Genomic DNA, 13,474 nt, shown 5'->3' on the forward strand with positions numbered 1-13,474 from the left:
AAGGTAGCTACTCGCCGCCAGCGCCGCGCCGGGCCTGCAACCACGCGTCCACGCTGTAGCGTCCGGGGCCGATGCCCATGAGCCCCACCAACACGAACATGTTCTTGAGGGCGTGGGCGGGCGTGCCCTGACCAGTAATCCAGTGGCGTGCAGAGGCAACCAGCATCGTGAACGCCAAAAGCGCCGCAACCGGCCGGAAGAACAGTCCCGCTGCGATCATGAGCGCACCGATCGACTCCGCGAACGCCGCAAGAAACCCGAACGCGGTATGCCCGAAGCCAATGCCGAACATCTCCATGGCACCTCCGATGCCCTCCCAGCGCTCCGGTCCGCCGGTCAGCTTGGACCAGCCGTGGTAGTAGATAAACGCCAGCCCAAAGCCCAGACGGAGAATCAGGAGGCCGAGGTCGTGATAGCGGTCTTTCATGGTCGAGCCAGAGAGTGAGCGAGTTCTTCGAGCGGGCGCCCGGCGGTTTCAGGCATCATGTAGCGCACCCAGAGTAGTTGCAACACCATCATGCCGGCAAACAGGGCAAACACGACGGCGGCCCCGATGGTGCCGAACAGAACCGGCACCAGTGACGGGATAATGGCGGCAAGCACCCAGTGCACGGAGCACCCGAAGGCCTGTCCGGATGCGCGCAGGTGATTGGGGAAGATCTCCGAGATGAACACCCAGATGACCGCGCCCTGTCCCACCGCGTGGGAGCCGATGAAAATGAACAGGAAGGCCGCCACCGCGAGTCCGCTCCAACCAAGGAAGAACGAAGCGGACACCAGAGCCAGCGAGATGATGTAGCCGATCGAACCCCAGTACATCAGTTGCTTGCGGCCCTTGCGGTCAATCAGGTAGATGCCGAGCAGGGTAAAGACAAGATTCGTGATACCGATGCCAACGCTGCTCAACAGCGCCGTGCTGGCACCCAATCCGGCTTCCGCAAAGACGCGCGGGGCGTAGTACAGAATGGCGTTGATTCCTGAGGTCTGGTTGAAGAAGGCGATCAGAAACGCCAGGGCCAATGGCAGTCGGTACTTCTTCTGGAAGATCGACTCCGAAGGACCCGACTCGGCGGCCATGTCGGCCAGGAGCTGCTGCGCGCTCTCTTCGGCGCCGACGAGCCGCAGGACTTCATCGGCCTCCTCGACACGTCCCTTGGTGAGCAGCCAGCGGGGACTGAGGGGCAGTCCCAGGGCCAGCAGGGTGTAGATGACGGCCGGGATGGCCTCCACGCCCATCATCCAGCGCCAGGCATCGTCTCCGAGACCCGAGAGTAGAAAGTTGGAGACGAACGCCACCAGAATGCCGAAAACGATGTTGAACTGGTACAGGCCTACCAGTCGTCCCCGGTCTTTGGCAGGTGCGATTTCGGAGATGTAGGATGGCGCGGCGACGGTCGATGCACCGACGCCCAGGCCGCCGAGGAATCGGAAGACCGCGAACGTGATCGGGTCGCCGGCGAACGCGGATCCGATGGCGGAGATGGTGTACAGCACACCGATCCCGATGAGGGTGCGCTTGCGGCCCAGGATGCGCGTGGGGATACCGCCGAGAATCGCGCCGGCCACCGTGCCCCAGAGGGCCATGCCGACGACAACGGCGCCGTGGAACGCGTCCGAGGACTGCCAGAGCTCCTGCAGCCGGCCTTCGGCGCCGGAGATCACAATCGTGTCGAAGCCGAACAGGAATCCGGCCAGCGCGGCGGTCAGGGACCAGGTGGTAACGCGTTTCATCGTCCGGTGCCGCACGAGCGGCGGACAATCAGTTCAGAAGGCAGCACAAACTCGCGTGGCTCGAGCTTTGGATCTGCAATGCGGGCCAGCAGAGCCTCCGCTGCCTGCTTCCCCATTTCCTGAGCAGGCTGCCTCACTACCGTCAGCGGAGGGTCGATTACCCGGGACCAGGGGACTTCATCGAAGGCAACGACAGCCATGTCGTCCGGCACGCGCAGACCCAGCGCCCGAATGGACAGCATTACGCCCAGGCTGAGCATACTGGTACCGATGAAGACGGCAGTCGGTGGGCGCTCAAGGTTGACCAGGTCGTGGAGCAGCACGCTTCCGTCCTCCTGAGTCGATTCCGCCTCCAGCACCAGTTCCGGATCCATGGGAATGCCTGCCTGACTCAGGGCCAGCCGATACCCCGTGCGTCTTTCCACGGAGGTGGACAAATGCGGGAGACCTCCGATGTAGCCGATGCGGGTATGCCCCCCCTCGATCAACAGTTGCACGGCTTCCCTTGCGCCGCGCACGTTGTCGGTCAGGACCGCATCCAGGTACCGGCCCGTCAATCGGCGGTCAATACAGACGATGGGCACGCGACTCTTTTGCAGGCGGTCGAGCGCCGGATCCCCCTCTACCACGGACGGCAGGATGACACCGTCGACCTGCTCCGTGTGCATGGTTTCCAGGCACACCCGCTGGCGATCCGGGTCCTCATTGGAATTGTTGAGGATGAGAGCAAAACCGTTCGCGTAGGCGACGTCTTCCACGCCGCGCACCACATCGGCAAAGAACGGATTCTGGATGTCCGGGATAACGATGCCGAGAATCTTGGACTGGCCGGATTCCACCCGCAAGCGGCGCGCCACTCGGCTTGGCCGATAGTCCAACTCGTCTACGGCTGCCTGTATGCGGGCCCTGGTGCGCTCCCGAACCACCGAAGGGTCGTTAAAGAACCGGGACACGGTGGCCACGGACACGCCCGCGCGTCTGGCAACCTCAGTCAGAGTCGGCATCGAAGAGAATGAAAACGTTTACAAACTAAAATGAATGCCAATACCGGATCCATGCGAACCCTTCGACCTAACTTCATTAAGGAGCGCGGGCGACTTAGCGACCGGCTACTTCCCTGGCGCGCATAAGGCGCTCTATGGACGCAGCCGGCAGCAGGCCGGAAGTATCCGGAGGTACGTTCAGCAAGTAGTTAGCCGAGCGGGCGTTTGCCGTGGTCAGCATTTCTGCGATGTACTCCGCCGACTTGAGCGCCCAGGGCGTGTGTCCTTCGTTCCAAAACCAGCTGGGCCCGATGGTATCAGACACTTCGGCCGGCTCCGTGTTGCCGGTCGAGGGCAATCCTGCCGCCGGATCCGTGGCAGCATACAAGGGCAGTTCGTAGCTGTGAACGTCAGATTCCGAACTGGTGCGTTGCTCGTTCGCAAGGATGAGCGTGCTCGGAGAGGTCTTTCGGATGTGTCGGCGGAGCTTGTGCCACGCGGCCTGGTCCATGTAGGGACTGCGCGCCTGATCGATCCATACAAGGTCTATCGGACCGTACCGGGTTAGCAACTCCGTCAACTGCTTGCGAGCGAAGCCTGCATAGTCCCCGTTGGCTTCCGGTGGAAATCCATGCAGGGAGGGCCCGGGCGGGACCGGGTTGCCAAAGCGCCCGTCGTAGTCTCCGGCCATGCAGTAGTACAGACCGACACGCAGTCCGCGGCTGCGAAACGCGTGAACGAATTCCGCGACCACATCGCCCGAGCCTTGTTGGAATTCGAGCATCGCCGACGCGTCGTGGTCGGTGTGCTCACTGTCCCAGAGCGCCCACCCGCCGGTGTGCTTGGTGGTCAGCACGCCATATTTCATGCCGGCAGCCACGGCTACGTCCGCCCATTGCCCCGGATCGAACCGGTCAGGACTGAATGCCCTCGGGTCTTCGTATCCGTTCGTCCAGTCGCCACCTGTGAAGGTCGCCATGCCGAAATGGATGAACATGCCGTACCGCCAGGTCAGGAAATCCGCCCGCAAGTCTTCGGACGGGATCACCACGCTCTGGCACGAAAGCGTGCCGCACACCATAACCACCAATACTCCGCAGCGCATGCGCCGAGAATACGGACGGGATTCAGGCCGTTGCCAGGGCGGCCTGGCGATGCACCGACGCGTGGCAATCGGCCGTCAGTTCCGGCGTTGCTGCATAACCACCCGAAAGCAGACAGGTCAGGGCACGCCCGCGTTCGGTTACCTGCTCGATCACAAAGCGGTCCCGACGGGCAAGACCGTGCCGGGTCAGTGCCAGTCGGCCGAAGCGGTCCCCGGACAGCACGTCTATTCCTCCCAGGTAGATCACGAGGTCGCACGGAAATCCATCGAGCGCCTTGGGCAGCACATCTTGCAGCGCCGCCATGTAGGCGTCGTCGTCCGCGCCGTCCGGCAACCCGACATCCAATGTGGACGGCTCTTTGCGAAAGGGATAGTTCTTCTCCCCGTGGACCGAAAGCGTGAAAACATCCGGATCCTCGCGGAAAATGGCAGCCGTGCCGTTGCCCTGATGCACGTCCAGGTCGATCACCATGGCGCGGCGGATCCATCGCGCGCGCTTGAGCACACGGATCGCCACAGCCACGTCATTGAGGACGCAGAATCCTTCGCCGTGGTCTGGAAACGCATGGTGCGTGCCCCCGGCCAGGTTGGCGGCGATGCCGTCCTCAAGGGCCATCGAGCAGGCGTTGATGGTGCCCTGCACGGCGTGGCGCGATCTGCGCACCAGAGCATCCGACCACGGCAGTCCCATGCGCCGCTCCTCCTGGCGGGACAGCGTGCCTTCGGCGAGCGCGTTCAGATATCTGGGGGTGTGCACCAGCAGCAAGTCCGACCAATCTGCCTGTCTGGGCGACACGATATCGTGCTCCCGCACCAATCCTTCCTCCAGCAACAGGTCCCGAAGTGCCGGGAATTTGCCCATCGGAAACGGGTGCCCGTCGGGCAGCGGCACGTAGTAGGCATCGGTGTAGGAAACACGCATGGGCGCCGAACCCCGATTCCTCCTGCGGGGATCCGGGATCATCGCCGACCGGCCTGGGGTCGTGATGCGAGCGGGGACTCCTGCCCAGCCGGGACGTATACCCACGCCCGTCTCGTTCACCCTGCCGAACCAGAGTCGGCCGCGTTGCGCGATTCCTCCCGACACCCTCTACCATAAACAGCAAACCGTGTCCGAGACGCCGCAGACCGTCCTACAGCAAGTTTTTGGCTACGACTCCTTCCGGCCCGGGCAGCAGGAGGTGATCGATGCGGTGCTCGCCGGCAAGGATTGCATCGCGCTCATGCCGACGGGCGCCGGAAAGTCGCTCACCTACCAGATTCCGGCGCGTCTGATGCGGGGCACCGTGCTCGTGGTCTCGCCCCTGATCTCGTTGATGAAGGATCAGGTGGACGGGCTGCTGGACCTTGGATTCAAGGCAACGGCCATCAACTCGACGCTTACCATGACCGAGCGTCAGGACCGCATGGACGCGCTCAGGGCAGGGTACTGGGAACTGGTCTTTCTGGCCCCGGAAGCCCTGGAAGGGCACCTGGGCGATGTGGTGCGCGGCTGTCCCATCGCGCTGCTGGTTGTGGATGAGGCGCACTGCATCAGTCAGTGGGGCCATGACTTCAGGCCGTCCTACCGGCGCCTTCAGGGGTTGAAGCAGCACCTTGAGGTACCTGTGCTGGCCCTCACCGCAACGGCCACCCGACGGGTCGCGGTAGACATTCTGCGGCAGTTGGGCATGCGCAAACCGGCCGGATTCAAGGGGTCCTTCTTCCGGCCCAACCTGAAGATCTACGCGCGCAAGAAGGGGCAAGGCGGCAATACGAGAAAGGAAATCCTGGGCGTGATCCGGCGACACCCCGGCGAATCCGGAATTGTGTACTGCCTGAGCCGCAAAAGCGTGGAGCAAACCGCCGACTTTCTCCGCCGCGAGGGCGTGAACGCGCGACCGTATCACGCCGGGCTAGCGGCTGAAGAGCGCGCCGAGAATCAGGAGGCGTTCCAGCGAGACGATGTGGATGTGATCGTCGCGACGATTGCGTTCGGAATGGGCATCGACAAATCGAACGTGCGTTTTGTCATCCATCGTGACATGCCGAAGGACCTGGAGTCCTGGTACCAGGAGATCGGGCGGGCGGGACGCGACGGGCTGCCCAGCGACTGCGTGCTTTTCTACTCCTGGGCCGACGTCAAACTGCATGAGCGGTTTCTGGACGGCATCACTGACCCGGCCGTGCGCGATCGAACCGCCTCGGCAACGACGCGGCTGTTCCGCGTCGTGGATCGTGGATTGTGCCGCCACCAGGTGCTGACAAAGCACTTCGACGAGGATATGCCAGCCTGCGGGGATGCGTGCGATGTGTGCAGGGGAGAGACGCTCACACAGATGATCGGCCCCGCGCAGCCCAAGCTGGCGCTCGCTCCGACCAAGACCCAGCCCGACCTCACCCCGGACCAACGCGCCCTGTTCGAGGAGCTTCGCACGCTGAGGCGCCGCCTGGCAGACGAGGCCGGGGTGCCGGCCTACATCGTGTTCGGTGACAAAGTGTTGCGAGAAATGGTGCTGCGGCTTCCGCGCACCTCGGAGCAATTCCTGAGGGTGCCCGGTGTAGGGCTGAACAAACTGGAGCGCTACGGAGAAGCGTTCCTGGAGGCGTTGGCCGGCGTTGAGACGGAGTAGTCTACTGGCCTCGGGTGGAAGGAGTCCCGGGACTCGGCGATCAATCCTCTGCCCTGGTTGCCTTTGCGCCCACCCAGGCTACGGTCGCGCCGAGCAAACTGCCCCATAGCAGATCCACCAGCGCAACAGTCCAACCGAAGCCTTCGATAAGCGCGAGGCTGGTCAGGTCGAACGCGGCATACGTGACAAAGCCGAAGGCGGCCCCATTCAGCGCCGCCCGTCGCGTGTCGCCGGCCGCCGGCGTCACTACAAAGTGCACCAGTCCTGCCAAATAGACCAGATAGAAGGCGATGGCGGGTGCCCAACTGACGGTATCCTTGCGCAGCGCGCCGAGCTGTGTCTCATAGAAACCCTTGGCAATAACCCCTAGCCAAAGCAAGTCGATTGCAAAGAAGGTGGCCAGACAGATGACGTAGATGCGCATACCTGAATCTAGCTCCCGGGGCGGGTACATTGGTCGCCGAACCAGATCCCACCCCTGATGCGCTTCCTCCCTGCCCTCCTGCTCGCATTGTTCCTGGTCCTGCCGACGTCCGCGCAGGACGATCCGCTCGACGGGCTCGGACTCAATGCCCTGTCGATGCGCAACGTTGGCCCGGCGTTCACCTCCGGCCGCATCGCCGATATCGCGGTACACCCGGAGCACATCGGCACGTGGTACGTGGCCGTCGGCTCGGGAGGCGTCTGGAAGACGGAGAACTGGGGTACCACCTGGACCTCCGTGTTTGACGGACAGGGCTCCTATTCCATCGGCTGTTTGACCCTGGACCCCAACAACCCGGACCGCATCTGGGTTGGAACGGGAGAGAATGTGGGTGGACGCCACGTAGCCTACGGGGACGGCATCTACCTCTCGAACGACGGCGGACGCACCTGGACCAACAAGGGTCTTCCGGACTCGGAGCACCTCTCCAAGATCATCGTGCACCCGGATGACCCGAATACTGTCTGGGTGGCCTCCCAGGGTCCGCTATGGGCGCCTGGTGGCGAGCGCGGCGTGTACAAGACCACCGACGGAGGAGACACCTGGACGCGCACCCTCGGTGACGACGAATGGGTCGGCGCTACTGATCTCCTGATTGATCCAAGGGACCCCGATGTGCTATACGCCGCCACCTGGCAGCGCCATCGCAACGTGGCCTCCTACATGGGAGGCGGCCCCGGCACCGGCGTGCACAAGTCCACGGACGGCGGCGAGACCTGGACCGAACTGACCCGCGGCCTTCCCGGTGGCAACATGGGCAAGATTGGCCTCGCCATGTCCTACCACGACCCGGACCAGCTTTGGGCGGCCATCGAACTGGACCACACCACCGGCGGCGTCTTCATGACCACCGACCGGGGTGCATCGTGGCGCAAGATGTCGGATGCGGTCGCCGGAGCGACCGGTCCCCACTACTACCAGGAGATCTTCGCGAGCCCGCACCACGAAGGCCGCCTGTTTCTGATGGACGCCTCCCTGCAGATGTCGGAGGACTACGGCGCCACGTTTACGCGCGTGAACCGGCGAAACAAGCACGGAGACAACCACGCCATCGCCTTTCTGCCCGGCCTGCCGGACTACTACCTGATGGGTACGGACGGTGGCCTGTTCGAGACATTCGATGATGCCGCCACGTGGAAGTTCATCGGCAATCTTCCCGTCACCCAGTACTACAAGGTGGCAGTTGATGACTCGGAGCCATTCTATCTGATCTACGGCGGCACGCAGGACAACGGTTCACACGGCGGCCCGTCCGCCACGGACAATCGGCACGGCATTCGGAATGCGGACTGGTTCAAGACACTCGGCGCAGACGGTCACCAAAGTGCCACCGAGCCGGGTAACCCGAACATCACCTACGCGGAAAGCCAGCAGGGCGGCCTGGCCCGGATCGATCGCCTGACCGGAGAGCAGGTCTCCATACAACCACAGCCCGGCCCGGGTGAGCCCTACGAACGGTACAACTGGGACGCCCCGATTGTCGTCTCTCCACACGACCCGGCCACCCTCTATTTCGCTTCCTACCGGGTCTGGAAGTCCGAGAACCGCGGCGACAGCTGGACCGCAATTTCCGGGGACCTGACCCGCAATCAGGAGCGGTTTGAGCTGCCCATCATGGGCCGCGTTCAAAGCTGGGATAATGCCTGGGATCTGAACGCGATGTCGGTCTACAACACCATTTCATCCATCGACGTGTCCCGCGTGCAGCCCGGTTTGGTGTATGCAGGCACGGACGATGGACTCTTCTCGGTCTCGGAGGACGACGGGGACACCTGGCGCACCATGGAGGTCGGCGACATTCGCGGCGTGCCGCAGGGCGCCTTCGTCAACCACGTTTACGCCGACCTGCACGATGCAGACGTCGTCTACATGGCGCTGGACAACCACAAGTTCGGTGATCTGGAGCCGTATCTCGTGAAGAGCACCGACCGCGGGCAGACGTGGAGTTCGCTTGCCGCAGATTTGCCGGAGCGCACGCTGATCTGGCGCATCGTCCAGGACCACGAGGACCCGAATCTCATCTTCCTGGGCACCGAATTCGGGGTTCAGGTCACGACGAACGGCGGCACCACCTGGCACGATCTGCCGACTGGCGGTGCCACGATTTCTTTCCGGGATGTCGTCATCCAGCGCCGCGAGAATGACCTTGTGGGCGCGTCGTTCGGGCGCGGGTTCTTTGTGCTGGACGATTACACGCCGCTGCGCAACCTGGACAGTGACGCGCTGGCCGCCGACGGCCACATCTTCCCTGTCAAGACCGCCCGCCAGTTCATCCCGCGGGACGTGGAAGGTGGCGCACAGGGTCATCAGCAGTACGCAGCACCCAACCCGACCTTCGGCGCCGTCTTCACCTACCACCTGAACGAAGGCTGGGAGTCCATGGAACGGGCCCGTCAGAAACGGGAACGGGAAGCGGGCGATGCGGATCTGCCGTTCCCCGGCTGGGATGCCCTCGAGGCCGAGCGCAACGAGGTGCCCGCCAGCGTGGAATTGGTGGTGCGCAACATGGACGGAGATGTGGTGAGCCGGGTCGAAGGGCGCACCGGAAAAGGACTCCACCGCACGGCGTGGAATCTGCGGTTTGATTCGAACGCGCCTGTCGTTCCGGGTGAGCGCAGCGGCGGAGGTGGCTTCATGGCGCCGCCGGGTACCTACACGGTAACGCTGACGCGAACTGTAAACGGCGAGATGACCGACATGTCTGGACCAGTTTCCTTCGATGTCGTGCCGCTGCGTGACGGTGCGCTGGATGGCGCATCGCCCGAAGAAATCCTGGCATTCATGCAGGAAGTAGAGGCCATGCAGGCCGAGGTCACGACGTTCACCACCGCCTTCCGCGACGCGCAGGAGATGGTTGAAGCCATGCAGACTGCGCACTCCCGCGCCGACCGGCCCAGTGCCGACCTGGCCGAGCGCCTGCACAACGCGCGCGCCACGCTTCTGGCCATAGACCAACAGGTTCGTGGCTATCGCAGCAAGAGCCAGGCTGGTGAGCGCAACGCGCCGTCTCCGCAGTCACGCATGTTTGCAGGCTTCCGTGGCCTGAGCACGTCATACGGCCCGACGCCGCTGCATCGTGCGACGATGGAAGCCGGCAAGGTGGAGTTGGCTGCTGCTCAGGAGGCCCTGCACGCCTTCCTGACGGAAGTTCTTCCAAGCCTCGAATCCGGACTCGCAACCACGGGAGCACCGCCCATTCAGAAATAGAACTCGCTGTCGCTTAGCCTGCGGCCTCCCACTCCTCTTCAGTAGCCAGTTCTTTCTGGTGCTCCATGAGCATCAGCCAGCGTCCGTCCTTCTTGACAAGCAGGGCGGTGAAATGCACCGTCGCGCCCTGCTGCCCTCCGTCGGCATCGGTCGCGATGTAGCGGAAAATCCCGGTTTCGTGCGCGGTTGAGGCATCGCTCAGCCGGCGGGTAAAGCGAAACTCGACGTTGGCGGTGGTGCGCCCCTCGGCGGTATCGACAAAGCCCGGCTTCCAACCTTCGAGCGCCTGAGAAATCGGGTAGCTCGCGCTTCCGGCTGTGGACACGAGCACTGCGTCCGGGTGATACAGGGCCGCATAGCCATCAAAGTCCCCCTCCGCCACGGTTCGCGAGACCTCGGTCCAATAGGAATCGAGCTCGGGATCGACAGGGATTCCATCGACCGGATGCCCGGCAAAGGCCAGCAGGATGGACAGGAGAAAAGCAATCATGGCATGCCTGGTTGGAAACTGGCCTACAAGGTACGTCAGTCCCTTCCTACATCATTCTTGGGACCTCACTTACCCTGACTTTGGATGCTGTCCGGCTGCGCCGGCAGGGCATCTTCAGTTAATTGACGTCAGTCGTCGACAGTTCACGGCGGCTGACATAGATATCACCATTAAGATTGATTCACTATGCGACGCTTTGGGTCCATGTTTGCGCTGTTGGCGCTGCTCTTGACGGGTTGCGACTCGTCGAGCGCGGAGGAAGACGGCGAAGCTTTCATTACGGTTTCATTCCAGTCTCCGGACTATTCCGCGGGGAAAACGGGCGGTATGCCTATCACCGGGTCAAACGGTGTTCTCAACATCGACCACATGGCATTTGTGGTCAGCGAGTTCGAGCTCCGCGCCGACGGAGACGGCTGCTTCTTTGGAAGGCTTGACGAGGACTGCCACGAGTTTGACGTGGACCCGCGGCTGGTAACGTTCAATATGGATGGCAACGCCGTTCCGATTGCGTCTGAAAAGGTTCCGGCAGGCACCTACCGCGCCATCGAATTCGAGATTGAGGATCTGGATCTGGATGATGGCGGCCTCTCGGCCTCCTTGCGCAATAATGTCCGTGCCCAGTATCCGGATTGGCCGGACGAGGCTTCCCTTCTGGTGACCGGCACCTTTACATCGACGGGTGGTGTCCAGCGCCCGTTCCGTTCCTACTTCGAGGCGGACGTGGAGGTGGAGCGCGTGTTTGCCACACCTGTGAATGTCGCCGAGTCTGAAGCACTCTATATCCGCGTGGATCCTGGACCCTGGTTCAGGGAAGACAACCAAACTGTCGTCGACCTGTCCCTCTATGACTATACCACCACGGGCGAGGTCGCTGACCTCGACGTGGAGATTGAGGACGGATTGAGCGAGGTCGAAATCGACGACTAGTCCCTGATACGCCTCGCTCCTCAAAGGCGCCGTGGGACTTCCCCACGGCGCCTTTGTCTTTTTCAGGGGTTTTCCGGGCGGCGTCCGGGGAGTACCCGGGGCCGCCTGGCTTTGGATGGACGCCTGATCTGTCGAAACCCCATGCACACACTATGAGACATCGCTCACGGTGCCATGACCACTATCGAAGACGAACCGGATCAGCCCACAGAGAAGCCCCTCGCTTCGACAGAATTGCACACGGAGGCCCACATGCGCCCTAACGGGGCCAGGGTGCCCGATTCGCAGGAATCACGCTCGAGGGGCCGATTCCAGGAGGCCCGTCCTTTGACTGGCGACCCTGTAAAGAGTTTGAATTGAGGGTCCCATGTCTCTTGTATTGCTACTTGAACTGGACGCCGGCATGCGCCGACGTGTCCGCACGGCGCTGGAGGGTGCCACGCACCGCGTAATCGTTTCCGACAATGGCCCGGAGGCCGCCAGACTGGCCGGCGAACACCTGCCCGAAATCATCCTGGTTGGTCGGCTGGAACGGCCATCCGAGCTCGGCGGTTTGCTGGAATCCCTGCGAGCCCATCCCATGACCGCGGCCTCACCGGTCCTTTTCATCCCCCAGGCCGAGGATGGGGACCTGGAGGCATTCCTGAGAAACTTGCCGTCTTCGCTGGAGAAGGGACGACCCGAGTGGCAGCCCCGGCTCGAGGGTCCGGATTTGGGTAGGCTACCTCGTGCGGTGCGCGATGCGCTGGCTCAACTGCTTGGGCAAGGACGGCAGATGACACTCCAGGCGCGGTCCATGGACCCCCAAAAGGCCCGTGGCCTGGGGGCTGCAATTCGCGAGACGGGCCGCCTTCTCGACCGCCTGGGCCTCGCGATTTCCCAGGCACCCGTGCCCGACTCTGACGACGAGATCGTTACCGAGCTCTCCGTCCCGATGATCACCAGCCTTCAGTCACGAGCAACTCGATTAGGTCGGGCCTACGCCATGTACCTGGCCATAGAGCCGCTCCTGTGGCGCGGAGAACCCACCGCCTACATCAATGCCGTCACGGACGCGGTGGAAGCGCTGCTCCACGAATCGACGGTTGCCGTGTCCCTCAGGGCTGAGGAGGGAACCGTCTACCTGACCATCATTGCTGATGAGCTGTACCTGTCAGACTCCGAGATAAACGCCATCAGCGCGGCGCAACGCACGGGTGAAGCGGGATATTCCGGCCGCTTTTCCCAACTCGTGGACCTCGCGCGAATGTGCGGGGGCACCCTGCGAATGGACACCGGCCGGGCGCGGGGAATCAAGTTTCGGCTGACCTGTCCCCACCGGGTAGGTGAACCGAGCGACGGAGCGGCCAGCCGGGCGTAACGCATGGGTCGGCCGTTGAACACAAGTCGGTAGGCCGCCGGGTTTCGGGCGCCCTTGCCGATCCGGTAACGTCCATCTATTCTGACCCATGTACCTCCTGCGCTCCCTCCTCCTGGCGCTTGTCCTGATCCCGCCGGCGGATCGGGTGCCGGACTTCTCTTTGCCCGACCTGGACGGCCGCGAAACGCGACTCAGTTCGGTCATGGGCGAATCGCTGACACTGATCGACTTCTGGGCGACCTGGTGCGGCCCGTGCGTAAAGTCGATCCCATCGCTGGTGGCCATCTCAGACTCCCTGAGTGACCAGGGAGTGCGGGTGGTCGGAGTGAATGTGGATTCGCCCCGCAACCTGTCCAAGGTGGCGCCTTATGCCCGATCGCTCGGGGTGGACTATCCCATCCTGTTGGACACGAACAGCGAAGTGATGGCTGACCTCAACGTCCAGGCCATGCCGACCCTGCTCGTGATCGACGCAAAGCGCAACATTGTCTATGTGCACGAAGGGTTTCGGCCTGGTGACGAGGACGTGGTGCGACGTGAGATCGAGGAACTCCTGAAAGACCACTGAGCCT

12 protein-coding genes are annotated in these 13,474 nt (G+C 62.9%); 5 read left to right on the plus strand and 7 right to left on the minus strand.

Annotated elements, in window-relative coordinates:
- Positions 1–7: 7 nt before the first annotated feature.
- From JJ896_00440 to JJ896_00460, 5 genes are all read right to left on the minus strand, one after another.
- The gene (locus JJ896_00440; protein MBO6778094.1) at positions 8–427 is read right to left on the minus strand and encodes a DoxX family protein; all 420 of its coding nucleotides are present in this window, start codon (positions 425–427) and stop codon (positions 8–10) included.
- Positions 424–1,731: a sugar porter family MFS transporter gene (locus tag JJ896_00445; GenBank protein MBO6778095.1), complete on the minus strand. Its 1,308-nt coding sequence runs from the start codon at positions 1,729–1,731 to the stop codon at positions 424–426. Before JJ896_00445 ends, JJ896_00440 begins: the two co-directional genes overlap by 4 nt.
- A complete protein-coding gene (locus JJ896_00450; protein MBO6778096.1) occupies positions 1,728–2,735 on the minus strand; it encodes a LacI family DNA-binding transcriptional regulator in 1,008 nt (335 codons plus the stop codon). The genes JJ896_00445 and JJ896_00450 overlap by 4 nt, the downstream gene beginning before the upstream one ends.
- A gap of 94 nt (positions 2,736–2,829) precedes the next feature.
- The gene (locus JJ896_00455; GenBank protein MBO6778097.1) at positions 2,830–3,819 is read right to left on the minus strand and encodes an alpha-L-fucosidase; all 990 of its coding nucleotides are present in this window, start codon (positions 3,817–3,819) and stop codon (positions 2,830–2,832) included.
- 22 nt (positions 3,820–3,841) lie between these two features.
- Entirely contained in the window at positions 3,842–4,741 is a 900-nt protein-coding gene (locus tag JJ896_00460) for a histone deacetylase (GenBank protein MBO6778098.1), read from the minus strand.
- On the opposite strand from JJ896_00460, the gene JJ896_00465 reads away from it, so the two are divergent.
- Complete coding sequence (locus tag JJ896_00465; protein MBO6778099.1) at positions 4,740–6,431, plus strand: ATP-dependent DNA helicase RecQ; 1,692 nt, start codon at positions 4,740–4,742, stop codon at positions 6,429–6,431. The genes JJ896_00460 and JJ896_00465 overlap by 2 nt on opposite strands.
- A 40-nt stretch (positions 6,432–6,471) precedes the next feature.
- Here JJ896_00465 and JJ896_00470 read toward each other — a convergent pair whose 3' ends face one another.
- Positions 6,472–6,855 carry a DUF2177 family protein gene (locus tag JJ896_00470; protein ID MBO6778100.1) on the minus strand — a complete coding sequence of 128 codons (384 nt, stop codon included), beginning with the start codon at positions 6,853–6,855 and terminating at the stop codon, positions 6,472–6,474.
- A gap of 57 nt (positions 6,856–6,912) precedes the next feature.
- Between JJ896_00470 and JJ896_00475 the strand changes: the two genes are divergently transcribed.
- Entirely contained in the window at positions 6,913–10,122 is a 3,210-nt protein-coding gene (locus tag JJ896_00475; GenBank protein MBO6778101.1) for a hypothetical protein, read from the plus strand.
- A gap of 13 nt (positions 10,123–10,135) precedes the next feature.
- Here JJ896_00475 and JJ896_00480 read toward each other — a convergent pair whose 3' ends face one another.
- Entirely contained in the window at positions 10,136–10,612 is a 477-nt protein-coding gene (locus JJ896_00480) for a nuclear transport factor 2 family protein (protein ID MBO6778102.1), read from the minus strand.
- A 186-nt stretch (positions 10,613–10,798) separates the two neighbouring features.
- Here JJ896_00480 and JJ896_00485 point away from each other — a divergent pair, with 186 nt between their 5' ends.
- The 3 genes from JJ896_00485 to JJ896_00495 all read left to right on the plus strand — a co-directional run bounded on the left by JJ896_00485 (position 10,799) and on the right by JJ896_00495 (position 13,470).
- On the plus strand, positions 10,799–11,542 hold the full coding sequence (locus tag JJ896_00485) for a hypothetical protein (GenBank protein ID MBO6778103.1): 744 nt from the start codon (positions 10,799–10,801) through the stop codon (positions 11,540–11,542).
- A 367-nt stretch (positions 11,543–11,909) separates the two neighbouring features.
- Positions 11,910–12,902, plus strand: coding sequence for a hypothetical protein (locus tag JJ896_00490; protein MBO6778104.1), 993 nt, complete (start codon positions 11,910–11,912; stop codon positions 12,900–12,902).
- Positions 12,903–12,990: 88 nt separating this feature from the next.
- A complete protein-coding gene (locus tag JJ896_00495; protein MBO6778105.1) occupies positions 12,991–13,470 on the plus strand; it encodes a TlpA family protein disulfide reductase in 480 nt (159 codons plus the stop codon).
- Positions 13,471–13,474: the final 4 nt, after the last annotated feature.

The organism is Rhodothermales bacterium (genome assembly GCA_017643395.1).
GTDB lineage: Bacteria > Bacteroidota > Rhodothermia > Rhodothermales > UBA10348 > JABDJZ01.